Source organism: Serratia sp. JSRIV002, from assembly GCF_019968725.1.
GTDB classification, from domain to species: Bacteria; Pseudomonadota; Gammaproteobacteria; order Enterobacterales; family Enterobacteriaceae; genus Chania; species Chania fonticola_B.
Map to the genome: position 1 here is coordinate 4,997,674 of NZ_CP074143.1, position 23,740 is coordinate 5,021,413.

General features: G+C 49.8%; 13 protein-coding genes, 1 tRNA gene and 8 pseudogenes. 12 read left to right on the forward strand and 10 right to left on the reverse strand.

Features of this window, described 5'->3' with window-relative positions:
- Positions 1-90: 90 nt before the first annotated feature.
- The 4 genes from KGP26_RS23440 to KGP26_RS23455 all read right to left on the reverse strand — a co-directional run bounded on the left by KGP26_RS23440 (position 91) and on the right by KGP26_RS23455 (position 6,064).
- Positions 91-1,434, reverse strand: a complete 1,344-nt coding sequence (locus tag KGP26_RS23440) for an OprD family outer membrane porin (RefSeq protein ID WP_223664667.1) — start codon at positions 1,432-1,434, stop codon at positions 91-93.
- 117 nt (positions 1,435-1,551) lie between these two features.
- Positions 1,552-2,853 (reverse strand): pyrimidine-nucleoside phosphorylase, encoded by a 1,302-nt coding sequence (locus tag KGP26_RS23445; protein WP_037375733.1) that lies wholly within the window; start codon positions 2,851-2,853, stop codon positions 1,552-1,554.
- A 17-nt stretch (positions 2,854-2,870) separates the two neighbouring features.
- Entirely contained in the window at positions 2,871-4,814 is a 1,944-nt protein-coding gene (locus tag KGP26_RS23450; RefSeq protein ID WP_037375840.1) for a bifunctional 2',3'-cyclic-nucleotide 2'-phosphodiesterase/3'-nucleotidase, read from the reverse strand.
- A 68-nt stretch (positions 4,815-4,882) separates the two neighbouring features.
- A complete protein-coding gene (locus tag KGP26_RS23455) occupies positions 4,883-6,064 on the reverse strand; it encodes a NupC/NupG family nucleoside CNT transporter (protein WP_218520312.1) in 1,182 nt (393 codons plus the stop codon).
- A 394-nt stretch (positions 6,065-6,458) separates the two neighbouring features.
- On the opposite strand from KGP26_RS23455, the gene KGP26_RS23460 reads away from it, so the two are divergent.
- The 4 genes and pseudogenes from KGP26_RS23460 (at position 6,459) to KGP26_RS23480 (ending at position 10,657) form a co-directional block, all read left to right on the forward strand.
- Positions 6,459-6,534, forward strand: a tRNA-Phe gene (locus tag KGP26_RS23460).
- Positions 6,535-6,730: 196 nt separating this feature from the next.
- Positions 6,731-7,984: an integrase arm-type DNA-binding domain-containing protein gene (locus tag KGP26_RS23465; protein WP_024531366.1), complete on the forward strand. Its 1,254-nt coding sequence runs from the start codon at positions 6,731-6,733 to the stop codon at positions 7,982-7,984.
- Positions 7,985-8,136: 152 nt separating this feature from the next.
- Positions 8,137-9,003 (forward strand): annotated as a pseudogene (locus tag KGP26_RS23470) (IS481 family transposase); the annotation flags it as partial.
- 892 nt (positions 9,004-9,895) lie between these two features.
- Complete coding sequence (locus tag KGP26_RS23480; protein ID WP_071766619.1) at positions 9,896-10,657, forward strand: subclass B2 metallo-beta-lactamase SFH-1; 762 nt, start codon at positions 9,896-9,898, stop codon at positions 10,655-10,657.
- Between the two features lie 241 nt (positions 10,658-10,898).
- Here the strand turns inward: KGP26_RS23480 and KGP26_RS23485 are convergent.
- Positions 10,899-11,593, reverse strand: a pseudogene (locus tag KGP26_RS23485) (IS1 family transposase).
- Positions 11,594-11,912: 319 nt separating this feature from the next.
- On the opposite strand from KGP26_RS23485, the pseudogene KGP26_RS23490 reads away from it, so the two are divergent.
- From KGP26_RS23490 to KGP26_RS23500, 3 genes and pseudogenes are all read left to right on the forward strand, one after another.
- Positions 11,913-13,144 (forward strand): annotated as a pseudogene (locus KGP26_RS23490) (IS91 family transposase).
- Positions 13,145-13,514: 370 nt separating this feature from the next.
- Positions 13,515-14,264, forward strand: coding sequence for a molecular chaperone (locus tag KGP26_RS23495; protein ID WP_024531408.1), 750 nt, complete (start codon positions 13,515-13,517; stop codon positions 14,262-14,264).
- A 430-nt stretch (positions 14,265-14,694) separates the two neighbouring features.
- A complete protein-coding gene (locus tag KGP26_RS23500) occupies positions 14,695-15,171 on the forward strand; it encodes a hypothetical protein (RefSeq protein WP_223498353.1) in 477 nt (158 codons plus the stop codon).
- 94 nt (positions 15,172-15,265) lie between these two features.
- Here the strand turns inward: KGP26_RS23500 and KGP26_RS23505 are convergent.
- Together KGP26_RS23505 and KGP26_RS23510 are read right to left on the reverse strand one after the other, a co-directional pair.
- Positions 15,266-15,904: pseudogene (locus KGP26_RS23505) on the reverse strand (IS3 family transposase); the annotation flags it as partial.
- Between the two features lie 361 nt (positions 15,905-16,265).
- A complete protein-coding gene (locus tag KGP26_RS23510) occupies positions 16,266-17,270 on the reverse strand; it encodes an IS110 family transposase (protein WP_223498354.1) in 1,005 nt (334 codons plus the stop codon).
- 88 nt (positions 17,271-17,358) lie between these two features.
- Between KGP26_RS23510 and istA the strand changes: the two are divergent.
- From istA to KGP26_RS23525, 3 genes and pseudogenes are all read left to right on the forward strand, one after another.
- A pseudogene (istA, locus tag KGP26_RS23515) lies at positions 17,359-18,911 on the forward strand (IS21 family transposase).
- Between the two features lie 24 nt (positions 18,912-18,935).
- Positions 18,936-19,691: an IS21-like element helper ATPase IstB gene (istB, locus tag KGP26_RS23520; RefSeq protein ID WP_223498355.1), complete on the forward strand. Its 756-nt coding sequence runs from the start codon at positions 18,936-18,938 to the stop codon at positions 19,689-19,691.
- A 149-nt stretch (positions 19,692-19,840) separates the two neighbouring features.
- Positions 19,841-20,386, forward strand: a pseudogene (locus tag KGP26_RS23525) (reverse transcriptase domain-containing protein); the annotation flags it as partial.
- Here the strand turns inward: KGP26_RS23525 and KGP26_RS23530 are convergent.
- The gene (locus tag KGP26_RS23530; RefSeq protein WP_223498356.1) at positions 20,381-21,352 is read right to left on the reverse strand and encodes an IS481 family transposase; all 972 of its coding nucleotides are present in this window, start codon (positions 21,350-21,352) and stop codon (positions 20,381-20,383) included. The pseudogene KGP26_RS23525 and the gene KGP26_RS23530 overlap by 6 nt on opposite strands.
- A 248-nt stretch (positions 21,353-21,600) precedes the next feature.
- On the opposite strand from KGP26_RS23530, the pseudogene KGP26_RS23535 reads away from it, so the two are divergent.
- Positions 21,601-21,780 (forward strand): annotated as a pseudogene (locus tag KGP26_RS23535) (transposase domain-containing protein); the annotation flags it as partial.
- Positions 21,781-22,006: 226 nt separating this feature from the next.
- On the opposite strand, the pseudogene KGP26_RS23540 reads toward KGP26_RS23535, so the two are convergent.
- Positions 22,007-22,350: pseudogene (locus KGP26_RS23540) on the reverse strand (IS1-like element transposase); the annotation flags it as partial.
- A gap of 333 nt (positions 22,351-22,683) precedes the next feature.
- Between KGP26_RS23540 and KGP26_RS23545 the strand changes: the two are divergent.
- Positions 22,684-23,016 (forward strand): multidrug efflux SMR transporter, encoded by a 333-nt coding sequence (locus KGP26_RS23545; protein ID WP_024530863.1) that lies wholly within the window; start codon positions 22,684-22,686, stop codon positions 23,014-23,016.
- A gap of 212 nt (positions 23,017-23,228) precedes the next feature.
- On the opposite strand, the gene KGP26_RS23550 is transcribed toward KGP26_RS23545, so the two are convergent.
- Positions 23,229-23,669 (reverse strand): transposase, encoded by a 441-nt coding sequence (locus tag KGP26_RS23550; protein WP_223498357.1) that lies wholly within the window; start codon positions 23,667-23,669, stop codon positions 23,229-23,231.
- Positions 23,670-23,740: the final 71 nt, after the last annotated feature.

Sequence of the window (23,740 nt, forward strand, 5' to 3'; positions counted from 1 at the left end):
TTCGAGGGTTCAAGCCGGTTAATAGTTACTATTAATGCATAATTATTTATTGATGCCGTGTGGAAAACCACACGGCCAGGCAGGCTTAAACTAGAACAGGTTGAACTTGTAATCCACCTGCAGTTCGATAGAGTGGTTCTGAGCGCGCATCGGCTTGCCATCCGAGGTCAGCTTCGGCTGGTTGCTCTGGCTCTGGTAGTTCCAGGATGGGCCACCGGACAGCTGCACTGCCAGATTTTTCAATGCCGGCTGTGACGGCGTCCAGCGGGAGTAAACCAGGGTTTCACCACGCTCGATGCTATGGCCACGGTACTTCATCCCCCAGCCATAGTTGGTGACCATCCCCAGCTCAACCTCTGGCGTAACGGCATAGCCGAAGGTCCAGGCCAGCATCTTTTCCTTATCGCCCACATAGTCATTACCCCAACTGTCGGCCATTGAGTTAAAGGTACCGCGGCTGTGTTTGGCCAGATGCCACTCAAAGCGCCCTAGCCCGTTGCCATTGTCGAGTGAGGCCCGGGTGTATGAAGCCCCAACCTTATGCTTCCAACGTTCGGCGCGCCATTCGGCGTACATCGCATAATGGTAGGCATCATCATCGAACGTCTTGTGACGGGTGGACATGCGAGTCCAGTCTTGCAAACCATGGTTGTAATACACCTGGCTGGCAAACTTGAGGCGATTTTCCGCCCAGGACGCCGGTTGCCAACCCAGTTCTACCCCGTGGCGTTGCATATAGTTATGGCTTTCCCCCAGGAAATAGAGCGCACTATAGCCGTGATCGCTATAGCTCAATTCACCGGTCGCAATGCTGCCGATCTCCTTTTTATCCGCAGTGAGGAAATGGATCTTATCCGGAGAGTCCCTGTCGCTATAGCGAGTTACGTAGGCACCGCGTACCCGCACTGGCCCGGTAGCCGCTTCGCCACGCAATCCCAGATAGGTGCTTGGAATGGCGCGCGTGGAGTTATTGAGTGCGCCCCATTTTTTAATCTGCTGCCAACCGGAATAAAGGTGCAGATAGGTATCATCATCACCCAAACGCCCTTTCAGATAGAGCTGCCCAATCTTATTGAAACCTTTGGCCTGACCGTTGTCGTTATACAACACGCTACGGCCCCAGAAATCATCGCTGGCGGCCAGTTTAATCACGCCATAATAAGAAGCGTCGACTCCCAACATATCCGCAAAATAACCGGACTGATAATCAAGGGTGATCCCCTGCCCCCAGGCCGTTTGGATGGAGCGCTCCCCATAATCCTCGGTGCTTAAATTTTTAAACACGTTACGGAAAGAAAGGTCTGCGTGGCTATCATTAATAAAGCTTGAGAAGAGATGATCGCTTACTTTTATTTCCTCTGCGCAGAGGGGTAAAGAGAACATCAGTGCAAACAGTGCCAGTGGTTTTTTTTTAAATTTATTACTTTGATACATAGAAAAATTCCGTTTTCTATTTGCTCACCCAGAATTATTTTAATTCGATCAAATTATTTCTAGATAATGAAAAAAAATGTGTCACCCTGCAACCAGGGTGACACACGGCTAATAGTATTATTCTGTAATAATGGTATGGATCAGTTTTGGCGCTTGCGCCTTATCGGCAAGGGTGATGCTGTCATAGATTTTCGCCATGACGTTCTCCACATCCGGGCGGTTGGCATGGATCGTTACCAGTGAGTCACCGATGGCGACCCGATCGCCGACTTTTTTATGCATCATCAGGCCCACGGCCAGATCGATGTCATCTTCCTTGGTGGCACGACCGGCACCGAGCAACATGGCTGCCACACCGATTTCGTCGGCCACAATGTTGGCGACCACACCCGCCTGCTTGGCCGGTACCTCAATCAGGTATTTAGCCTGCGGCAGCTTCTCTGGATGATCCACCATTGAAGCATCGCCGCCCTGGTTGGCCAGGAAGTCACGGAACTTGGCCAGCGCCTTGCCGTTATCGATCACCTCTTGCAGCATGGCGCGCGCAGCCGGTAACGTGTCGGCCTTTTTCGCCAGCACTACCATTTGGCTACCCAACTGCATGACCAGTTCGGTCAGATCTTCCGGGCCTTCGCCACGCAGCGTATCGATGGCTTCCTTCACTTCCAACGCATTACCGATGGCGTAGCCCAAGGGCTGCGACATATCGGAGATCACCGCCATGGTATTACGGCCCACGTGGTTACCAATGCGCACCATCGCCGTGGCCAGCTCGACGGCATCCTCGGTGGTTTTCATAAACGCACCTGCACCGGTTTTCACGTCCAACACAATGGCATCGGCACCCGCCGCAATCTTCTTGCTCATGATCGAACCGGCAATCAGCGGAATAGAGTTCACCGTACCGGTCACATCACGCAGCGCATACAGCTTCTTATCCGCAGGGGTCAGGTTACCGGTCTGGCCAATCACCGCCACCTTGTCGCGGTTCACCAGCTCGATAAACTGTTGGCTGGAGATTTCCACGTGGAAACCGGCCACTGCTTCCAGCTTATCGATAGTGCCACCGGTGTGCCCCAGGCCACGGCCCGACATCTTCGCCACCGGGATATCCAGCGCCGCTACCAACGGTGCCAGCACCAACGTAGTGGTATCACCCACGCCGCCGGTGGAGTGTTTGTCTACCTTGACGCCTTCGATCGCCGAAAGATCGATCACGTCACCGGAGTTCACCATCGACATCGTCAGATCGGCACGCTCACGGTCGTTCATATCCTGAAAGAAGATCGCCATCGCCAGCGCACTGGCCTGGTAATCAGGAATATCTCCCCGGGTGTAGCCGTTAACAAAAAACTCAATCTCTTGCGTAGTCAGCTCTTTTCCATCGCGCTTTTTGGCGATGATATCAACCATTCTCATTGTCATTCCCCGGATCTTTATTTCTGTAAATCGATCTTGTAAACGGCAAAGCCGATATCGTCTTTTCCTACCAGCGTCATTGGATGCTGTGCGGACTGTTTAATGTAATCAGCCGCATTCTGGCTTGGTGAAGTCTCGATGCGGATATCCAACGGCTTATCCGCAGTAATTTGCGCGATCCGCCAGTTGTTTTTTACCTCTGGCTTATATGCGCCATGCTGTTTGGTCTGCTCGGAGATGTAATTAGCCACGATAGTGCGCACTTCATCTGGCGAGGAGATAACGATATTTTTTTCACCCGTACCGGCGAACTTGCCGGTAAATGCCCGGTAATTGTTCACGGCAACCAGGAATGGCGCATCTGCCACCACCGGCTTACCTTTATAGGTCAGCGACTTGATACGCTGGGCCTGAGGATTGATCACGTTGCAATCCACGTCATAACGCGCAGGCTGGGTCACGTCGATCTGATAGCTCAGATCGTCAAACATATCGAAGTTGTAGGCCCGGAAGCCGTTCCAGTTAAGCAGTGACTGTGGCTTATCGCTTTTCACGTCGATCTGGTTGTACATGCCCGCAGAGCACTCCAGCCACTCTTTCAGATCGCTGCCTTTCACTTTCACTGCCGCCAGCGTGTTGGAATACTGGTAAAGATCGGCCGCGTTACGGAAACTCAGAGGCCCTTTACGCATATCAACGAAGGCCGCCGGGTCGTTCTTCCTGCCACCCGCCTTGAACGGTGCCGCAGCAGACAGTACCGGGATATCAGCCAGATCTGGATCGCCCTGAATAAAGTGCTCAACGTAGGCTTTCTGCGCCGCACGGATGATCTGGATGGCCGAGGAGTCCTGCACTAACGACAGATAGGTATTGGTATCTTCGGCAATGGTGCCAATCGGCTTGTTAACGAACTCACGGGTGTCGTTATGTGCCTGCTCAAGCGTTTTCACCAACGAGGCCTTGGCATCGACCAGCGATTTGTCATTCTTCTTATCAAAGATTGGGCGAGCCTCTGCACGGCTGGAGACCACCTTCCACTTATTGGTTTCCCCTTCCAGCACCAGATCGATCACCCCCAGGTTATCCGCCCAGTGGCCCGGCATCACGGCAGGTACGCCGTTGACCGTCCCCTTTTCAAGATCTACCCCAGGAATAGCGGCGAAATCCTTGCTTGGGAAAATACCGTGAGAGTGGCCAAAGGTAATGGCATCGATGCCTGGAACCTGCGTGAGGTAGTAGACCGAATTTTCTGCCAGCGCCTTGTAAGGATCGGCAGAGATGCCAGAGTGGGCGATAGCAATCACGATATCCGCCCCTTCCTTACGCATCTGTGGCACTAGCTCCTTGGCGGTTTCGGTAATATCTTTGGCAATCACCTTGCCCGACAGCTTGTCCTTGTCCCACAGCACTATCTGCGGCGGTACAAAGCCGATATAACCGATGCGCAGCTTATGCTCTTTACCCTCGGTATCTTTTACCGGCGTGTCTACGATCAGGTACTGTTTGAAATACGGCTTGTTGGTCTTGGCGTCATAGACGTTGGCGTTGATGTACGGGAATTTGGCCCCGCTAATCGCCATTTTCAGGTAATCCAGCCCGTAATTGAACTCGTGGTTGCCCAGGCTGCCGACCGCATAATCCAGAGTGTTCATCGCCTGATAAACCGGATGCACATCGCCCTTTTTCAGGTTGGCGGCAGCATAGTCCGCCATCGGGCTGCCCTGGATGATATCGCCGTTATCGACCAGCACGCTGTTGGTCGCTTCCGCACGGGCAGCATCAATCAACGTGGCCGCTCTCACCAAGCCGTACTGAGCGGTGGCTTTATCTTTGTAATAGTCATAATCCATCATGTTGCCGTGAACGTCGGTGGTTTCCATGATACGGAGATCCACCGTTGCGGCATGCGCAGCGCCTGCAACCAACAGGGCCAATAACGATAGCTTGAGGGGAGAAGTCATTTTCATCACATATTCCTTATTGTTATAGCGATAGCAGACCACAACCTCTCGATGTGGCCTTGAGCTAATTAAAAGAAGAAACCTACGACGGCGGCGTTCAGGAAGCTGACCAGCGTGGAGCCGTAAAGCAGCTTCAGGCCAAAGCGGGCTGCGGCGTTACCTTGCTTGGAATCCAACGCCTTGATGGCACCGACGATAATGCCGATAGAGGAGAAGTTGGCGAACGACACCAGGAACACCGAGATAATCGCCATGGTACGTTCAGAGAAGTTGTAGTCACCCTGCGACAGGTTGAGCATGGCAACAAATTCGTTGCTGACGATCTTGGTTGCCATCAGGCCACCGGCCTGCACCGCTTCGTGCCACGGTACGCCCACCAGGAAAGCCAGTGGAGAGAACACGTAACCCAACACGCCTTGGAAGGAAATGCCAAATGCAGCGGTGAATAACGCGTTAGCCATGGTGATCAGCGCAATAAAGCCGATCAGCATCGCGCCAACGATAATCGCGACCTTGAAACCATCGAGGATGTATTCACTCAGGACTTCGAAGAAACTCTGCTTCTCCCCTTCAATGACATCCAGAATGTCTTCCTCAGGCTTGACCTGGTAAGGGTTGATCAGCGACGCCATGATAAAGCCACCAAACAGGTTCAGCACCAAGGCAGTCACCACGTAGCGCGGATCAAGCATCACCATGTAAGCGCCCACAATCGCCATTGATACCGTCGACATGGCCGAGGTACACAGCGTATACAGGCGGTGCTCCGGCAGCAGGCCGAGCTGTTTTTTTACCGAGATGAACACTTCAGACTGGCCGAGGATCGCCGAAGCCACCGCGTTATAGGACTCTAAGCGTCCCATGCCGTTGACCTTGCTCAGCGCCAGGCCGATGTACTTGATGATAAAGCCCAGAATGCGCCAGTGTTGCAGGATGCCGATCAGCGCGGAGATAAACACGATAGGCAGCAAAACGGACAGAAAGAAAGAGATCTCGCCATGGTTCACCAAACCACCAAAGACGAAGTTCACCCCTTCGTTGGCATAGGAGAGTAAATTGCCAAATACCTCGGCGATCACGCCAATCACTTTATTGCCTACGTCGGTCTTAAGCAGCAGTGCGGTCATCAAAAACTGGCAGGCCAGCATGACGAAAATCGGACGATAGCGGATGTTTTTGCGATCGTTGCTCACTAAAAGTGCCAAAATACAGATAGTAACGATACACGCTATCCCTATGATATATTTCATCTTTTCCCCAAAATTATCTGCGAACCTTTACGTTCTGTTGACCAGCCTTGTACCCTGGCAGATGCCGGGAACTGATGATGTTATTATCGAAACATAACACAGACAATATGTTATTAAAGTTACACAGATCACATTTGAAAATCACAATAGCCTTAAAATACATATATGTAACATGTTGTACTTATCACTAACATTGAATCGGTTATGGAATAGACAGAGATGAACATTGCTGGGGGGAGTTTTTTGATCGCTGGCTTCGGCGCTTGGGGGGAGAAGGGAGAATGCTGGCGCAGGAAGGTAACCCTGCCCTTGCTTGAAATTAGAGCAATCGCTCGGCTTTGTGACAGAAACCCATTGACGACACAGGGCCAAATACGGTTTAATGCGCCCCGTTGCCCGGATAGCTCAGTCGGTAGAGCAGGGGATTGAAAATCCCCGTGTCCTTGGTTCGATTCCGAGTCCGGGCACCAAATTCATATCAACGGACCTCCACGGAGGTCCGTTTTTGTTTATATACCCCGCCAGAATCAGTACTTCCTTCATACTTTCATTCAACCAGACTCCACCTAACTTACCCGGTATCAAGTCCCTTGTGCGGGTACAATCGAGGGTATAGTCTGATTCGATAATGTTTATACCCTTCCCCCTCCATCAGGAGACCTGTCTATGGCACTCACTGACGCAAAAATCCGCGCAGCTAAACCGCAAGATAAGCCCTATAAGCTTGCTGACAGCGGTAATATGTTTTTGCTCGTTCACCCCAACGGCTCCAGATACTGGCGGCTACGTTATCGATTTCTGGCTAAAGAAAAAACGCTGGCACTTGGCGTCTACCCTAACGTGTCATTATCTGAGGCACGAGATAGACGTGATGTGGCCAAAAAATTGATAGCGGATGGCATTGATCCCTGCGAACAAAAGCGGGTTAAGAAATCAGTACCTGATACTGCATCAACCTTCGAAGCGGTGACGCTACAATGGCACAAGAGCAACAAAAAATGGTCTGAGTCGCACAGCGCTAAAATTCTGAAGAGTTTCGAGTCCCATGTGTTCCCCTATATTGGATCACGGGATATTACCACGCTTAAAACGCCAGACCTGCTGATCCCGGTCAAAGCCGCTGAAGCGAAAGAGATCTACGAAATCGCCGCCCGATTGCAACAACGTATTTCTGCCGTTATGCGATATGCAGCACAATCCGGGATAATTGATTACAACCCTGCAGTAGATATGGCTGGCGCACTGACCACGGTTAAACGTCAGCACCGCCCTGCCCTGGCACTTAACCGTACACCTGAGTTATTGGCTCGTCTGGATGCGTACAAAGGACAGCCTCTGACACGGCTGGCAACAACGCTCACTCTTCTGATCTTTATACGCTCCAGCGAATTGCGTTTTGCTCGCTGGTCAGAGATCGACTTTGAAAAATCTATGTGGACAATCCCACCAGAGCGCAAACCGATTGCAGGTGTCAAATTTTCGCACCGTGGCTCAAAAATGGGTACCGAGCACCTTGTGCCATTGTCAAAACAGGCGCTGGAGCTTCTGCGTCAGATACACGATATCAGCAGGGGATACGAGTTGATCTTTACTGGCGATCACAATCCCTGGAAGCCCATGAGTGAAAATACCGTGAATAATGCACTACGACTTATGGGGTACGATACGAAAGTGGATGTTTGCGGTCACGGCTTCAGAACCATGGCGTGTAGTTCACTGATTGAGTCTGGCTTATGGTCGAGGGATGCAGTAGAGCGCCAAATGAGTCACCAGGAACGTAACGGCGTTCGTGCAGCCTACATCCACAAAGCTGAACATCTGGATGAACGCAAACTGATGTTGCAATGGTGGGCAGATTATCTGGATGCTAACAGAGAGAAGGGAGTGAGTCCGTTTGATTTTGCTAAGCTTGGGCAGTGATTGGTCATGATTTCGTCTGCGTGAGGAGTACTATCAGACTCTAACTCGGCCTGGATTGAGACACAGCTAGGGAAGATGCAAACAAGTGGGCCATGCCTTCCCATAAGTAACATGTGTGATTCATAGACATAGTTTCACTATAATGCCTCACTATGAACAGGGAAATTCAACAGCGACTGCAGTGGGTAAAACTCTATGAAACGTCCGGTGATGCGGGGTTCGTATGCCGTCGCTGTGGCATTTCTCGGCCCACATTGCGTAAATGGTGGCGCAGATATCTTGCTCAGGGCATCGCAGGTCTGGAAAGCCATAGCTGTCGCCCTAAGCGCTCACCATCAACGAAAACTGGCGCAAGCGAAGTTGCTCTGATCCTGGAGTTACGTTCTCTGCGAAATCTGGGGGCAAGACGGATTCAGAGCGAGTTAAAACGACTTCATTCAATCTCACTGGCAATGGCAACGATTCACAAAGTTCTTTGCCAGAATCAGGTTACACCTGTTGTTAAATTTCGGCGTAAAGCTGATTTTATTCGCTACGAACGCCCTGTTCCCGGTGACAGGGTCCAGATGGATACCTGTAAAATTGGCCCCGGCTTATATCAGTACACATCCGTTGATGATTGCACTCGCTACAGAGTCCTTAGGCTCTACTCTCATCGCACAGCTGCAAACACACTGGATTTTATTGAATGTGTTATTGAAGAAATGCCTTTCCCGATACAGTGCTTTCAGACCGACCGGGGAAGAGAGTTTTTTGCCGTTAAGGTGCAAGAAAAATTGAAAGAATACGGCATCAAATTTCGTCCAAATAAACCAGCTTCGCCTCATCTTAATGGCAAAGTTGAACGTTCCCAAAAGACAGACAAAGCTGAGTTTTACGCCGTAGATCTCTCCGTAGATGACCAGAAGGAGCAACTGGCAGAATGGCAGCATTACTATAACTGGGAACGTCCTCATAGCGCTCACAACGGTAAAACTCCGATGGAGCATTACTTCGAACTTGCTGAGCAAACGCCATTTTGCACGTGAAACGTTGGCCGCATGAATTAACTGAGGCGACAACTACCTTGACACGCGCCGGCCTCTACAACGCTTTTACGCCAAACACCCGAGGTAAGAGCCGGATGCGTTAGCAGCGCACGTCCGGATCTGTGCGGGGGGCGAGGGGTAACCTTCGTCCTACCGCGACCGTTACAGAGGCATACGGGTGAGGACAAGGTGTTGTTGTCCCAACGAGATAAGGTCTATCAAGCAGCAATAGCAACGAACCCGACACGTTGGTCAGGGTCGACGCGGAACTGGGAATGGCAAGGGAGTATCACCCTCAATCCAGAGCGGGAAAAACAGGCTGCATAAATCAACCTGGGGTGACAACTTCATTGACACTTACCGGGGTCGCGCCACCCATGAACCCACCAACACCCCATGTGACTTCCTGAAAGTTTTAATTGTGGCTCAGTCAATTTTTTATTGATTGACGTTATTAAGCGAAAAACTATAATCAAGATGTTTCTCTGGATAGGAAGATGCATACGTTCAACTATATTCCTAAGAAATACATCCAGTTTTGAAAGTATAGGTAAAATCATGTCAGTTTATGAAAATTTAAAACCTAAAGTTTCTTTGATAACTCTTTTTTAGGGGGGCTAGAACTCCAGAGTTCTTTATCTTCTCAGATGTAGCCATGAGGGCACCTTTAAAGCTCACATTGGAGTTCTCAAAAGTTTTGTCACTTCAGATTTTTGGGCTCTCTTGTAACCGTTTTTCGAGCTCTGTGGACTCCTCATTGATAGTATTAATTAACAATTTATTGCTGCTCTGTTTGGCCTAGGCCTAGAATAAGCAGAGATCTAATCCCCCATCGTTAACACTGCTGATGATGGGAGCACTGTAATGACAAAGGAAAATCATCTTGAATATTAAATATTTATTTACGGCTGTAACTTTTCTCTTGATTGCTTGCGAAAGTATGGCTTCTGAAAAAAACTTAACGCTTACCCATTTCAAAGGTCCGCTCTATATTGTAGAAGATAAGGAGTATGTACAGGAAAACTCAATGGTTTACATCGGCACCGATGGTATAACCATCATTGGTGCGACATGGACTCCTGAGACTGCTGAAACTCTTTATAAAGAAATACGGAAGGTCAGCCCCCTCCCCATAAACGAAGTCATTAATACCAATTACCATACTGATCGAGCTGGTGGAAATGCTTATTGGAAAACGCTTGGGGCAAAGATCGTGGCCACACAGATGACCTACGACCTGCAGAAAAGCCAGTGGGGAAGTATTGTAAACTTCACTCGACAAGGTAATAATAAATACCCAAATCTGGAGAAAAGTCTGCCGGATACTGTTTTTCCTGGAGACTTTAACTTGCAAAATGGCAGCATCCGCGCCATGTATTTAGGCGAAGCACATACTAAGGATGGTATCTTTGTGTACTTCCCAGCAGAGCGCGTTTTGTATGGGAACTGCATTCTCAAAGAAAATCTGGGTAATATGAGTTTTGCCAACAGAACTGAGTACCCAAAAACCTTGGAAAAACTTAAAGGACTTATCGAGCAGGGGGAGCTTAAAGTCGACTCGATCATTGCAGGGCATGATACTCCGATACATGACGTAGGCCTGATCGATCACTACCTTACACTGCTTGAGAAGGCGCCTAAGTAAACGAAGAGGTTCATGGTCAGGAGTTTGGATCGTTTCTTTTGAGAGCGACTGACCATGAACGGTAGCGCGCCGTATCCCCTGATGGTGCAGCATCGCGAAGGGTTATACGTAAAAATTCCGGTTTTGCTGTGTTTTTAATCTAAAATGTGTGATTCATAGACATCATTTCACTATAATGACTCACTATGAACAGGGAAATTCAGCAGCGGCTACAATGGGTAAAACTCGGTAGTGCATCCAATTAGTAGAACATGTATTTTTCGATAAACGCTCCGATCACTTTTTCGTGGATCTCAACTGAGCGTGAGAAGCAGATTGTTTTACGGGCCAATCGCTTAATGCGGGTGCGGAGCGTCAGGTTATTACGCTCAATGCGTTGGGTGAATATTTTGCCGGTCAGATGCTTATCCTTCGGCACCTCCAGGCCATAGCTGCCCCAGTCGTCGCTGGTGATCATGCCGATGTTGAATGGTGTAAGCAGTGCCAGTAGCTCCCGGCAGGTTTCATCGGTTCGAGGACCGAAAGTGTAGGCCAGTACACCGCCTGTTTTGGTGTTGTACGCGTACCAGAGCCAGTGCGGCCGGGCTTTACTGCCAACGAAGCTCCATTGCTCATCAAGTTCGCAGATAAGCGCCACATCGGCATGGGCAACAGGCGAAGACGTTATTCGCTTTGGCGCGAGTTTTTTAAAGTCCGGATGACGGTGTTAATGCCAATTTTCAACGTCCTAGTGGTATCGTGAACGCCGGTACCGTTGAAGGCCATGTCAGTGATCTACTCTTTAACGCTCGGCTTACTGGCTTCATAAATGTAAGTGAGCTGAAACGCGCGGTGGCAGTCACGACAGCGAAATCTGTCATAGCCTTTAGGGTTCTGACCATGGCGGTAAACCTGAGTGAACTGACAATGGGGACAATGAACCTTAACGCTGGCCATGAGAGAATCTCAAAAGCCCGCATTATACATCAGATTCAACTAATTAGAGGCATTACCAACTAAATTAATAGCAAGGCTCTGTCGCTTTAATGCGACAGAGCCCGATGGAATACCGGCGCCTGCGGGCATCGTTAACTTAAGATACAAAAGCTGTCTGGAGATGGCGGGTGAACGTAGCGCACCTTCGGTGCGAGCACGGCAGCGTTGCTGCCTCAACCGTTTTTAAGACCTAGCCTCACATCAACGTCAGTGTCGGCAGATCGCCCCCCGCGCTGATACCCGCATAAAATGAGCACGTCTGCCCTCTATACTCTGCACAATGTATATTCCGCGACCCGCAAAGCTGCTGTTCAGCATGACCACGGCTGGAGCAAGTACCTGGATAAACATGGCGACACCCTCAGCGACTGGACCAAACTCGCCGTCGAGCGCATGCTCGCCTGCGGTACCTGCCTCATGGGCGTTCGTCGTTACTGTTGCGCCTCATCCGACTGTACCCATGCCCGCTTCTTCTGCAAGAGCTGCAAGAGCTGCAAGTCCAAGGCCTGCAGCAGTTGCGCCCTCAAAGGCACCGAGCAGTGGATTGCTGAGCAGCAACATGTTCTCCCCGACTGCGACTGGCAACATATCACCTTCACCATGCCGCACTTGCTGTGGCCGTTCTTCAATAACAACTGGCCGCTGCTCAACGACCTTTTTCGCTGCGCCACCCGCGCCATGCTCAGACACGCGCGCAAGCTGGGCGTCGAAGTCGGCATCTTCTGTGCGCTACACACCTACGGACGCCAGCTCAATCAGCATCCGCATATCCACGTCTCAATTACCCGTGGCGGCCTCGATGTCAACCACGGGGTCTGGCGTGACCTGTTCTTCAAAAAACAGCAGGTCGAAGAAATCTGGCGCGGCGCCGTCATCCGTTTGCTGCGCGCCAGCCATGACCGCGTTAGCCCCGCCGCGCTGCCAGGTCTCGGCCATATCCGCGATGAGAAACAGTGGCAGCGCTACCTGCAGGCGCAATATCAGCGCCACTGGAAGGTTCACTTCGCCAAAAAGACCCGCGGTGCCTGGCGCAGCGTGAAATACCTGGGCCGCTATCTGAAACGCCCGCCGGTGGCGGCGTCGCAGCTCCGTCATTACCGTGGCGGCTCGGTCGTTCACCAGTACTACGACCACAACACGCAGCAGCACAAACGCCAGAAACTGAGCCAGGAGGAGATGCTGTGGCGTTATGTCAGCCACATCCCGTCCCGACACTTTAAAATGGTGCGTTACTACGGCTTTCTGGCCAACCGTAAACGCGGCACGCTGTTGCCAAAGGTTTACGACGCGTTGGAGATGACGCCGCGCGAGAAACCACAGAAGCCAGGGTTCGCGGTGCTGATGAAAGCCTTTCTGGGTACCGACCCGTACCAGTGCATCCTGTGCAAGGGCCGACTGCGTTTTGCCGGCGCCGTGGCGGGCGATCACGCCACCAAAATACTCTCTGACAGGCTGCAGAAGATGGCAAAAAAACGCTGGCTTCAGACCACGGTGTTGGATAAGTGCGCCTGAAAAATGGTTTTTAGATTAAAACACATCAAAACCGGTATTTTTATCAATAACATCTTGTTATGCCACGCTAAACGGGCATGTATCACGCTGCAATTTATGGTCAGGAAGTTTTTAAAACGCCTTTCCAAATTCCTAACCATGAACCAATGCCATTATTATTTATTTTTACACATTTTTTTATGTTTAATGTTACAACAATGAGTGATATCTTATACTAAAATTTAGTCTTACCCCTCAGGTTACGCATTAATTAAATTAATGTTTTTAGGGCTAAAAAAAATTGGACAAAGTTCTGTTCGGGGCCTACTACCAAAGCGAGGTTGGTTGACAATCCATTATGAATAACTAAACTCAGAGAGAAGGTATTAACATGCGGTTTATACAGCCCAGTTTGTTATCTACTATTTTATTGTCACTTTTTTTCGTGTCCAACGGAGTAAGTGCTGCAAGCCAGACTTATCCTGTCACCCTAAATAGCTCCCGAGTGATATATAAAGAAACCCAGAGTAGTGGAACAACAATTACTGTAAAGAATGAGCATGATTTTCCAGTCCTGATACAACCATCGGTAGTCACAGAAGACAAGCAGATGTCGGCACCATTTATCATCACTCCGCCATTGTTCCGACTTGATGGCAAACAGGATAATACTCTGCGGATTGTCTATACAGGAAAGGCACATGCAGCAGATCGAGAACATTTATATTGGTTATGTGTCAAAGCAATCCCACCTGTTGCGGAGGACGATAGTGGCACAGGCAATAATAATGCCGTAGGCTCCAATATTCAGATCTCTGTCAATAATTGTATTAAATTGTTGTATCGACCCAAAGCCTTAGGAACTCAAGACCAAGGGAACTTAGCTAAAGGGCTTAATTGGGAATGGCGACAGGGAAAATTGCAGCTTAAAAATACCTCACCCTACTATATTAACTTATCGTCAATTATTATTGACGGGTTTGCTGTGCCTGATGTGAGCTACGTCTCTCCTTTTGCCTCTGCGCAATTTTCCGTACCAAAGGGCGTAAAAGTTGGCGGGAAAGTCACATGGCAATCGATAAATGATTTCGGCGGCCAAAGCGCCCCTGTACAAGCGTTAATACCTAGCGATAACAGATAGAATATGCTACGGAACTCTCTGGAGAGTCCTGGGTACTATCGATAATGATAAATCAACCTCCTTTAACTAAAAATATGCACAGATAATTTATCATGAGGAAAGAGAAATGTTCAAAATGAGCCGAATAATGGAAGTGCACAGAAAACAAAAAACTTTCAGAGTCATTAAACCAAACATAAATACCTGCAAATACGGCATGCCATTTATTAAACATACGCATCTTTTTGGTTGGGCACCTACTGGACCACCTTAATCTTTTCTAAGGTACGTCCACGAATGTTATTTCTACTGCTTTTAAAACCCACTCACCCATTATAGTGGTAAGACAGGTGGTAAATGCTAGCTAGAACTTCACCATGGTAAAGTTAAATATATCTATAGATTTATATTTACCATCAATTTTTTATTTCAGAATATCAAAGGAAAGCTAATGTTTAAATCAAAAGTTGCATTATTTATTGCTGGTCTTTCATTTTCTATTGCTTCAATGGCTAACCAGATTGGCACGAGCAACTCGTTGACTATCGAAGTTCCTGTGGCCTCTCCATCGACACTGACCTCTACATTTGAACCAGTCAGTGGTTTGGTTTCTGGTGATGTTGCTTTTGGTACTATTATAGGTAACATCCAGTTGTTGACCACCGGTGCAGGTAATATCAACTCGGTGACCATCAGTCCGAACACCCCGGATTCTACCTTCACCTTGACTGGCGCAGTAACCAAAACTCCTTTACCTATCAATATCGGTTCAATGGCAGATGAAGTTACGGCGGCTATTGGTAATGGTAACACGACAACAACGTTACTCAAGCCATCACAAGAGCAGTTTTTAACGGTTTATGCAACTGGAACTCCAGTGGCAGATGTGTTTAGTGGAAACTTTACCGTTTCAGTATACAGCTTGTAATTTTTTATTAAACTAAATAAAGGGTGGATTGCTATTGCAATCCACCTGACCCGCTCCCCGTATGTGATCCATTCATAATCAGGAATAACCGGCTTCATTCTGGCTGCATATTCTGGCAACCGGCAGATTTCTCGGCAAATTCAGAAGGTGTCATCCAGCCCAGGGCAGAATGGGGACGGCTCTGGTTATAGTGTATGCGCCAGCCCTCGATTTTGCACCGTGCATCCTCCACAGACATGAACCAGTTCTCGTTCAAACATTCCTGCCGCAATCTGCCATTAAAGGACACCACCGTAGCGTTGTCCGTCGGTGTTCCCGGGCGTGAGAAGTCGATCCTGATCCCTCTTTCATACACCCACTTGTCCAGCATTTTCCCTGCAAATTCAGAACCATTATCGGTTTTCAGCAACTGCGGTAAAGGACGCCTGAGCGCTATGCTGTTCAGCATCTCTGCCACTTCTGTCGAACGCAGATTCTGTCCCACACAGATCCCCAGGCATTCGCGGGTGTAAAGGTCGATAACCGTCAACAGGCGCAGTCGTCGCCCGTCAAACAACGCATCAGAAACAAAATCCATGCCCCAGAAGTGGTTTGGATATAAGCCCTGAAGCTGCGGCTGCCGCAGCTGGGCAGATTTATTGCGACGTGGTCGTTTGAGGCGTAGCGACAGCCCTTGCTCACAGTAGAGGCGGTAGATTGCAAAATGGCGTCTGAATCGATCACGGTTTGGCATCCTGCCGGTCACTCCGGGAATTAACTCTTTCTTACACGGTCTCCATGGCTGATTTTTACGCCAATGGAGGCATCGATGTCCAAAAATCTATGGTCACCCCCCGTTTTTGCAACACAGATTTTGATTTATGACGGGCTTGCTGTAAATCTATTCGGCGTCTAGTGAGTATTCATGCTCGCGCCACGATGAGTTTCGCGCCTGCCGAACCTTAAAAGAGAGTCGGCTTCATAGAGCCACTTTTTGGATCAGGTTCATCAGCAGGCCGATATGCCGTTCATGTCATCAATTATCTGTCGTCGCAAAACCAGAAAGTAACGTGTTAACTCACTGAGTTGACGAGTTTTTCGTTGGCTCTTTTATTTTATTTGCTGAACGCCGCCTGATGTGCCGTAACCGACCAGGCTATACGTGCCAGTTTGTTTGCCAGCGCGCACGCCACCACGTTAGAGTGATGGCTGGCAAGCTGCTTTTTAACCCACTCTGCAAGACGCCCTGGGTTGTTCTCCAGCCGCAGCATAAACACGCGTGCACACTGCACCAGCAGCCGTCGCAGATTCTTATCACCTCGCTTGCTGATGCCCATCAGTGTCGTTTTTCCACCTGTACTGTACTGGCGTGGAACCAGCCCGGTTGACGCCGCAAAGTCACGGCTGCTGGCATAGTTTTTCCCGTCACCCAGTCGTGCGGCTAACAGGCTTGCTGTTACCGGCCCGACGCCGGGAATGGTCAGCAGCCGCTGTGCGGTTTCATCCTCCGCAAGGTGGGTTTTCAGTTCCATATCGATTTCATCAATTTCCCCGCAAAGGTAAATATACTGGCTGTGGAGCCTGTTCAGAACCCTTACCAGGTAAGGCGGGAAGTCATTTTCTTCCAGCACGGCGGCCAGACGCCGAATTACGGCAATACCGCGCGGCATGCTGATGCCGAACTCCAGCAAAAATGCGTGCATCTGATTGGTGGTTTTAACGCGTTGGCGTATCAGTGAATCTCTGACCCGATGCAGTGCAGACATTGCCTGCTGGTCTTCAGTTCTGGGTGAAACAAAGCGCATTGAGGGGCGGGAAGCCGCCTCGCAGATAGCCTCAGCATCGACAAAATCGTTTTTGTTGCTCTTAACGAAAGGGCGGACGAATTGTGGAGAAATCAGCTTTGCCTCATGACCTAAATCAGCAATCCGACGCGCCATAAAATGGGCTCCCGCACAGGCTTCCATCACAACAGTCGCTGATTGGCAACTGGCTAAAAACTCCATCAGTCTGGTTCGGGTAAACTTTTTGCGCAGAAGGGCATTACCCATTTCGTCCTGACAGTGTACGTGGAAGGAGTGTTTACCGAGATCGATACCAATAAGCGTAACGTTTTTCATGTTGGTTTCCTCTGAAATAAAACACCCAGCCAGCGTACCGCACACAAGGAGGGGGTGACCATCTCATTAGAGAAAAGCCAGGAGTTCCATGGAAACCTGTTTCAAGATCCTTCAGCTCAAGTTCGACCAGAAGCTGACCAACCGTTGTATCGGGCTGACGATGAAAATCAGTGCCTCGACGGTTTTTGAGGTTCTCGCCCGCTTTAAAGCCACGTCTCTGCCATGGCCTCTTCCTGAAGCGATATCCCACGATGGCCTTGAAAAACTCATCTTCCCGGCCAAAGGCATACCTGCATCAGAGCGGGTCATGCCGGATCTGCTTCACTTCGATACCGAGATGAGAAAATCCGGCGTGACGCGGCAACTGCTATGGATGGAGTACAAGGCTCAGGCCGGGGAACTGGCGATGGGGTACTCCCACTTCTGCCGCTGCTATCGGGAGTGGAAAAAAACACGCCGCCTCTCAATGCGCCAGGAGCACCGTGCCGGTGAAAAACTCTTTATCGACTTCTGCGGCCCGACGGTTCCCGTCATCAACCCGGATACCGGCGAGGTTCGCCGTGTGGCCATCTTCGTGGCCGTCTTGGGGACGTCTAACTACACCTACGTGGAGGCCTGTGAAGGTCAAGATATGATGTCCTGGCTGAACGCCAACAGCCGCTGTCTGACCTTCCTGGGCGGTGTACCGAAGCTGCTGGTCCCCGATAACCTCAAAAGCGCGGTGAAAAAGGCCGATCGCTATGAACCCGTCATCAATGACAGTTACCAGGCGTTGGCGGAGCACTACGGCACCGTTATCATCCCGGCTCGCCCCTATAAGCCGAAAGATAAATCGAAAGCAGAAAACGGCGTTCTCATCGTCGAAAGATGGCTGCTTGCCCGCATCCGCAATGAAACCTTCTACACGCTCAGGGCGCTGAATACCCGCCTTCGGGAGCTGCTGACGTACATGAATAACCGGCCAATGAAAGGGTACGGCAACCAGAGCCGCGCAGAGCGCTTCCGCGAACTGGATACGCCAGTGCTCTCGTCGCGGCCTCTGGCAGCGTACGAGTACACCGAATACAAAGCGGTGAAGGTCGCCCCAGACTACCACGTTGAGTATGCGCATCACTGGTACTCGGTCCCGCATGAGCTGGTTGGTCAGCGCCTGTCGCTCAAGGCGGGTCAGTCGGTGGTCCAGGTCAGTCGGTGGTCCAGGTCAGGCACAAGGGACAGTGCGTGGCGCAGCATCCGCGCAGCCTCCATGAATATAAGCACTCTACCAATCCGCTGCACATGCCGGCTCGGCACCTGGGGCACGGGACATGGACGCCAGAACGTCTGGTCGAGATGGGATGTCGCATCGGCCCGTTCACCGGCAGAGTGGTTGACGCCATGCTGAAAGCCAAAGCCTATCCGGAACTGGCCTACCGTGCGGTACTCGGTCTGACCGCACTGCAGAAAAAATACGGAAAAGAGCGGCTGGAAAAAGCCAGTTGCGTCGCCTGGCATTACAAAACACCGGACAGGCGCTTCATCGACAACCTGCTGCGTCACAATCGCGAGAACCAAGATCTCCCGTTATCGAGTCAGAGCGAACAACACTCTCCGGCCTCGCTGGAGCATGAAAACCTGCGCGGTCCAGGCTACTACCACTAACTGACAAACAGAGGAACAAACGGCATGAGCGATAACCTGTTAAACAAACTGACCCAACTGAAGCTCCCGGCCATGGCAGGGAGCCTGATCCGCCAGCGAGAAACACCGCAGACCTACGGCGAGTTGTCGTTCGAGGAACGGCTGATCCTGCTGGCAGATAACGAACTGCTGAACAGGGAAAACGGTCGGGTGGCCCGTCTGAGGAAGAGTGCGAACCTGAAATACCAGGCAGCGCCGGAGGGGCTGCACTACCCCGTCTCAAGTGGGTTGAGAGCCGAACAGATGCGGGAGCTGCTGAACGGTCATTACATCACGCATCGGAAAAACATCATGATCACCGGCCCGACGGGGTGTGGGAAAAGCTGGATCGCCAATGCCCTGGGTGAGCAGGCCTGTCGCCAGAAACACAGCGTTCAGTACTGGCGTACCGGTCGGTTACTGGAAATGCTGGCGCAGGGGCGGGTAGACGGTAGCTGGCTGAAGCACCTGAAACAACTGCAAAAAACGCAGGTGCTCATCCTGGACGATCTGGGTCTGGAACCCCTGAGCAACGCGCAATGTAACGACCTGCTGGAAATAGTGGAAGACCGGTACGGACAAAGCAGTACCCTGGTGGTGAGCCAGTTCCCAGTAGATAAGTGGCACGGGCTGATGGAGAGCCCGACAACGGCAGATGCGATCCTGGACAGACTGGTGCATAACGGCCACAGACTGGTACTACAAGGAGAATCGATGAGGAAAAGCAAAACGGCAGTGGAAAGCGAGGAAAAAACAGGTTAAAAAGCAGTAGAAAAAGTTAACTCATCCCGGTTGACCGAACGGAGACGAAATCCTGCTCGAACTGCGGTGCCAATATGTGATCGAACTTCGGTGCCAATATGTGATCGAACTTCGATGCCAATCCGTGATCGAACAGAGCGGAATACGCAGTAGTCTCGCCCCTGTTGGCTAATCTGTTTCTGCACTATGCGTTTGACCAATGGATGGGGAGAGAATATCGAGGTGTACCGTTTGAAAGGTATGCTGATGATATTGTGGTCCATTTTTCAAGGATGAGCGAAGCTATGAGTCTGAAAGACAGACTAGCGAAACGGTTTGCCGAAGTGGGGCTGACGATCAATGAAGAGAAATCGAATATCGCCTATATTGATACGTTTGAAAGGCAAAATGTCGCGAAGAGTTTTACCTTTCTGGGGTATGACTTCAAAGTGCGGACACTGAAGAACTATAAAGGTGAGCTGTACCGGAAGTGCATGCCGGGCGCGTCAATGAAAGCGATGCAAAAGATCACGAAGACAATCAAAGAGTGGCGAATACACCGCTCGACAGCAGAAAGTCTGACGGATTTTGCGAAACGATACAATGTGGTGATCAGAGGCTGGATTGAGTACTACGGTAAGTTCTGGTACAGCAATTTTAGCTACCGTCTGTGGAGTGCCTTACAATCACGGCTACTTAAGTTGTGTGATTCATAGACATCGTTTCAATTTTCTCAGCTCAAGTTCAAGCCTGTAATTCTGCTCTTGTATGTGTTCGTCGCTGTGCTGATAGTTTGCTTGAACGGCATCAGAGTATGGTGTTTGCTCAGCAAGTTCGAAGTAATGCTCCATCGGAGTTTTACCGTTGTGAGCGCTATGAGGACGTTCCCAGTTATAGTAATGCTGCCATTCTGCCAGTTGCTCCTTCTGGTCATCTACGGAGAGATCTACGGTAGCGTAAAACTCAGCTTTGTCTGTCTTTTGGGAACGTTCAACTTTGCCATTAAGATGAGGCGAAGCTGGTTTATTTGGACGAAATTTGATGCCGTATTCTTTCAATTTTTCTTGCACCTTAACGGCAAAAAACTCTCTTCCCCGGTCGGTCTGAAAGCGCTGTATCGGGAAAGGCATTTCTTCAATAACACATTCAATAAAATCCAGTGTGTTTGCAGCTGTGCGATGAGAGTAGAGCCTAAGGACTCTGTAGCGAGTGCAATCATCAACGGATGTGTACTGATATAAGCCGGGGCCAATTTTACAGGTATCCATCTGGACCCTGTCACCGGGAACAGGGCGTTCGTAGCGAATAAAATCAGCTTTACGCCGAAATTTAACAACAGGTGTAACCTGATTCTGGCAAAGAACTTTGTGAATCGTTGCCATTGCCAGTGAGATTGAATGAAGTCGTTTTAACTCGCTCTGAATCCGCCTTGCCCCCAGATTTCGCAGAGAACGTAACTCCAGGATCAGAGCAACTTCGCTTGCGCCAGTTTTCGTTGATGGTGAGCGCTTAGGGCGACAGCTATGGCTTTCCAGACCTGCGATGCCCTGAGCAAGATATCTGCGCCACCATTTACGCAATGTGGGCCGAGAAATGCCACAGCGACGGCATACGAACCCCGCATCACCGGACGTTTCATAGAGTTTTACCCACTGCAGTCGCTGTTGAATTTCCCTGTTCATAGTGAGGCATTATAGTGAAACTATGTCTATGAATCACACACTTAAGTGGATGTAGTCGAAGTTCAGGCTCTCGAACCGTAGAGCACAGCACAAGTTGGCTTTGGTAAGAAAGCAGCATCCCAAGCTGTTTGCCCACTGGTATTTACTTCGTGCAACGAATGAGTGATCAGGAGCCGTATGACGGGAGACTGTCACGTCCGGTTCTGTGAGCAACTGAGGGGGGAAATTCCCCTCGGTTGACTCGACTCGCAGGCTCAGACGAAGGTGGAGAGCGTGCAGCGATACTGTACTCGCTGATCTGCACCTGCCGGCTGAAAGGTGTGGATCCAGAGGTATGGCTGCGTTACGTCCCCGGCCATATCCAGGACTGGCCAGCTAATCGGGTTCGTGATCTGCTGCCATGGAAAGTCGAGCTTACTGCTGAATAAACGTCAATACGGCTCAGGTGAGCCGCTTACTTTTTTCTAACCATAAATAGCTTGCGGCGATCGATAATGCAAAATCAATTGCCACCACCTATGGGGTAAATCAATCAAGACTGATTGATATGTTAAACCGATCAATGTATAATGCATTTCAAGATAAGTGCGGGCCAATGGCAGTCCAATGCCGTCATCGAGCATCACAGGCTATTTGGTCGTCAAATCATAATGGGCGGCTTCCATGGTGTGGCCATGACAATTGTAAGGTCTTGCCACCAGAGCAGAAAAACAGACAGCGTGGTGTTATTAGCTTTGGCGCGAGTTTTTTAAAGTCCGGATGACGGTGTTAATGCCAATTTTCAACGTCCTAGTGGTATCGTGAACGCCGGTACTGTTGAAGGCCATGTCAGTGATCTACTCTTTAACGCTCGGCTTACTGGCTTCATAAATGTAAGTGAGCTGAAACGCGCGGTGGCAGTCACGACAGCGAAATCTGTCATAGCCTTTAGGGTTCTGACCATGGCGGTAAACCTGAGTGAACTGACAATGGGGACAATGAACCTTAACGCTGGCCATGAGAGAATCTCAAAAGCCCGCATTATACATCAGACTCAACCAATTGGAGGCGTCACCCATCTTTCCTGCGGCATTATTGTCTGGAACAAAATTCTATTGGGATATGCTCTAAGAATGCACATATTTTCAGGAGGTGTTCTTTGAAATGGTATGAATAACACATGACAATAAAAATTAATTATTTTTATTGCTAGGTATTTATTTTTTAATTTAAAAGTCACAAAACAACGCACTCGGACTCTATTGTAAAATATCATATTGGTTATCCTAAAGTGGTATGAGTATTAAGAGTGTTGAAGTGTGTAATAGACATATAAACTATGGTATTTTAATATGAAAGCTTATTTGTTACTCGCTATTGCAATAGGTGCAGAAGTCGTTGCAACAACGTCAATGAAAGCAATGTCAGGCCTCAGTAAACCCATACCATTAATGTTGGTTATTGTTGGCTATTCGATAGCTTTTTGGATGTTGAGCATTGTAGTGCAAACTATCCCTGTTGGTATTGCTTATGCGACGTGGGCAGGTTTGGGTATTGTCTTTGTCAGTATTGCATCATTCTATATTTATGGCCAGCGCCTTGATTTTTCGGCTCTAATAGGAATGGGTTTAATAATTCTTGGTGTCATCGTTGTGCAGGTTTTTTCTAAAACTGCAGGCCATTAATGTCATTGAGTGCATAATTATATTTAAAAGAGAAATATCTCCATGGTTAGGGATATCAATCGACTGATCTTGATGGTTAGGAATCTGGATCACGTTTTTTGAGGATCCCTGACCATGAACCGTAGCGCGCAGCTCCCGTGATGGTGCGGTATCACAAAGGGTTATGCGTAAAAATGCCTGTTTTGCTGTATCTTTAATCCCAAACCTGTTTTTTAGGCGCACTTATCCAGGGCCGGTGCCTGAAGCCATCGTTTTTTCTCCATCCGCTGCAGCCTGGCCGACAGTAATTCTGTCGCATGCCTGCCAGCCTCGGCGCCGGCAAATCGCATCCGATCGCCGCACAGGATGCATTGGTACGGATCTGTGCCCAGGAAGCCTTTCATCAGCACTGCGAACCCGGGCCGTTTGGGCTTATCCCGCACCGTCATCGACAGCGCTTCGTAAACCTTCGGCAGCAGTTGGCCCCGTTTGCGGTTGGCCAAAAAGCCGTAGTACCGCACCATCTTAAAATGCCGTGCCGGAATATGGCTGATATAGCGCTGCAGCATTTCTTCCTGGCTGATTTTTTGGCGTTTATATTGCTGCGTACGGTGATCGTAATACTGATAGACCACGCTGCCGCCGCGGTAATGTCGGAGCTGGGAAGCCGCCACCTGCGTATTCCGGTGAAAGTGAACGCTGATTCCCCCCCTGTGTCAGCATAGTTGTCGCTTACTTTCTGAAG

What these genes read in the sequence shown, in the direction of transcription:
- KGP26_RS23510 (WP_223498354.1), bottom strand. Translation starts at nt 17,270, where the DNA reads ATGAAAAACGTTACGCTTATTGGTATCGATCTCGGTAAACACTCCTTC.
- KGP26_RS23440 (WP_223664667.1), bottom strand. Translation starts at nt 1,434, where the DNA reads ATGTATCAAAGTAATAAATTTAAAAAAAAACCACTGGCACTGTTTGCA.
- KGP26_RS23465 (WP_024531366.1), top strand. Translation starts at nt 6,731, where the DNA reads ATGGCACTCACTGACGCAAAAATCCGCGCAGCTAAACCGCAAGATAAG.
- KGP26_RS23530 (WP_223498356.1), bottom strand. Translation starts at nt 21,352, where the DNA reads ATGAACAGGGAAATTCAACAGCGACTGCAGTGGGTAAAACTCTATGAA.
- KGP26_RS23445 (WP_037375733.1), bottom strand. Translation starts at nt 2,853, where the DNA reads ATGAGAATGGTTGATATCATCGCCAAAAAGCGCGATGGAAAAGAGCTG.
- istB (WP_223498355.1), top strand. Translation starts at nt 18,936, where the DNA reads ATGAGCGATAACCTGTTAAACAAACTGACCCAACTGAAGCTCCCGGCC.
- KGP26_RS23495 (WP_024531408.1), top strand. Translation starts at nt 13,515, where the DNA reads ATGCGGTTTATACAGCCCAGTTTGTTATCTACTATTTTATTGTCACTT.
- KGP26_RS23500 (WP_223498353.1), top strand. Translation starts at nt 14,695, where the DNA reads ATGTTTAAATCAAAAGTTGCATTATTTATTGCTGGTCTTTCATTTTCT.
- KGP26_RS23450 (WP_037375840.1), bottom strand. Translation starts at nt 4,814, where the DNA reads ATGACTTCTCCCCTCAAGCTATCGTTATTGGCCCTGTTGGTTGCAGGC.
- KGP26_RS23455 (WP_218520312.1), bottom strand. Translation starts at nt 6,064, where the DNA reads ATGAAATATATCATAGGGATAGCGTGTATCGTTACTATCTGTATTTTG.
- KGP26_RS23545 (WP_024530863.1), top strand. Translation starts at nt 22,684, where the DNA reads ATGAAAGCTTATTTGTTACTCGCTATTGCAATAGGTGCAGAAGTCGTT.